Genomic DNA, 2,409 nt, shown 5'->3' with positions numbered 1-2,409 from the left:
GGTGCCGGTGACCGTCAAGGGCCGCTTCCGCGGCCGCCCCCGGCTGGCCGTCGACAACCTCGGCAACACCAAGGTCACCGCCTCCGTCAGCGAGCACCCGGTGACTGACTCGACCATCATCTATACGCACACCGACGAGGCCCCTGCGCTGGCGACGTACTCGTTCCTGCCCGTCGTCGAGGCCTACGCCTCGACCGCCGGTGTCACGGTCGAGCGCCGCGACATCTCGCTCGCGGGCCGGATCATCGCCAGCTTCCCGGAGCGCCTCACGGCCGACCAGCGTATCGACGACGCGCTCGCCGAGCTGGGCGAGCTGGCCAGGACGCCGGGCGCCAACATCATCAAGCTGCCGAACATCTCGGCCTCGATCCCGCAGCTCAAGGCCGCCGTGGCCGAGCTCCAGGCCCAGGGCTACGCCCTCCCGGACTACCCGGACGACCCGCAGACCGACGAGGACAAGGACGTCCGCGCCCGGTACGACAAGGTCAAGGGCAGCGCGGTCAACCCCGTCCTGCGCGAGGGCAACTCCGACCGCCGCGCCCCCGCGTCGGTCAAGAACTACGCCAAGGCCCACCCGCACCGCATGGGCGCCTGGACGGCCGACTCGAAGACGAACGTCGCGACCATGGGTGTCGACGACTTCCGTTCCACCGAGAAGTCCGCCGTGATCGCCGAGGACGGCTCGCTCCGTATCGAGCTCGTCGGTGACGACGGCTCCACCACCGTGCTGCGCGACTCCGTACCGGTCCTGGCCGGCGAGGTCGTCGACGCCGCCGTCATGCGCGTCGCCGCGCTGCGCGAGTTCTTCACCGCGCAGCTCGCCCGCGCCAAGTCCGAGGACGTCCTGTTCTCGGTGCACCTCAAGGCCACCATGATGAAGGTCTCCGACCCGATCATCTTCGGCCACGTGGTCCGCGCCTTCTTCCCGAACACCTTCGCCAAGTACGGCGACGTGCTCGCGGCGGCCGGCCTCACCCCGAACGACGGCCTCGGCGGCATCCTGAAGGGCCTGGACTCCCTGCCCGAGGGCGGCGCCGAGATCAAGGCCTCCTTCGAGGCCGAGCTCGCCGAGGGCCCGGCCCTCGCGATGGTCGACTCCGACAAGGGCATCACCAACCTGCACGTCCCCAGCGACGTCATCGTCGACGCCTCCATGCCGGCCATGATCCGCACCTCCGGCCACATGTGGGGCCCGGACGGCAACGAGGCCGACACCCTGGCCGTGCTGCCCGACAGCAGCTACGCCGGTGTCTACCAGGTCGTCATCGACGACTGCCGCGCCAACGGCGCCTTCGACCCGTCGACCATGGGCTCCGTGCCCAACGTCGGTCTGATGGCGCAGAAGGCCGAGGAGTACGGCAGCCACGACAAGACCTTCGAGATCCCGGTCACCGGCACCGTCCGCGTGGTCGACAGCAAGGGCGGGGTCGTCCTGGAGCAGGCCGTCGGCGCCGGCGACATCTTCCGCATGTGCCAGACCAAGGACCTGCCGATCCAGGACTGGGTCAAGCTGGCCGTCACCCGCGCCCGCGCCACCGGCGTCCCGGCCGTGTTCTGGCTGGACGAGACCCGCGCGCACGACGCCAACCTCATCGCCAAGGTGAAGACGTACCTCGCCGACCACGACACGGACGGCCTGGACATCTCCGTCAAGTCGCCGGAAGAGGCCACCGCCTTCTCGCTGGAGCGCATCCGCCGCGGCGAGGACACCATCTCGGTGACCGGCAACGTCCTGCGCGACTACCTCACGGACCTCTTCCCGATCCTGGAGCTGGGCACCAGCGCCAAGATGCTCTCCGTGGTCCCGCTGATGAACGGCGGCGGCCTCTTCGAGACGGGCGCCGGCGGCTCCGCCCCCAAGCACGTCCAGCAGCTCGTCAAGGAGGACTACCTCCGCTGGGACAGCCTCGGTGAGTTCCTCGCCCTGGCCGTCAGCTTCGAGCACCTCGCGGTGACCACCGGTAACGCCCGCGCCCAGGTCCTCGCCGACACCCTGGACCGCGCCACCGGCACGTTCCTGAACGAGGACAAGTCCCCGAGCCGCAAGCTCGGCGGCATCGACAACCGCGGCAGCCACTTCTTCCTGTCGCTGTACTGGGCGCAGGAGCTGGCCGCGCAGACCGCCGACGCCCAGCTCGCCGAGGCGTTCGCGCCGCTGGCCAAGACCCTCACCGAGCAGGCGGACACCATCGTCGCCGAGCTCAACGCGGTGCAGGGCTCCCCGGTCGACATCGGCGGCTACTACCAGCCCGACCCGGAGAAGGCCGCCGCCGTCATGCGCCCGTCGGCGACCTTCAACCAGGCGATCGCGACCCTCGCCTGATCCGGCTCGCCGGGTGAGTGCCCGCACTGCCTGAGTGCTCGTACCGCCCGCCGCACCGACGCCTCCGCCCCGGCCAGGGATGACCC

At 70.4% G+C, this 2,409-nt stretch carries 1 protein-coding gene; it reads left to right on the top strand.

Annotation, left to right across the window (positions count from 1 at the left end):
• Positions 1 to 100 precede the first annotated feature (100 nt).
• Entirely contained in the window at positions 101 to 2,323 is a 2,223-nt protein-coding gene (locus tag ACFWEP_RS34085; protein WP_387376103.1) for an NADP-dependent isocitrate dehydrogenase, read from the top strand.
• Positions 2,324 to 2,409: the final 86 nt, after the last annotated feature.

It is taken from the genome of Streptomyces sp. NPDC060198, assembly GCF_042728415.1.
Classification (GTDB): Bacteria; Actinomycetota; Actinomycetes; order Streptomycetales; family Streptomycetaceae; genus Streptomyces.
The sequence above is the reverse complement of the archived record's forward strand: the minus strand, read 5'-3'. Positions and strand labels throughout refer to the sequence as shown.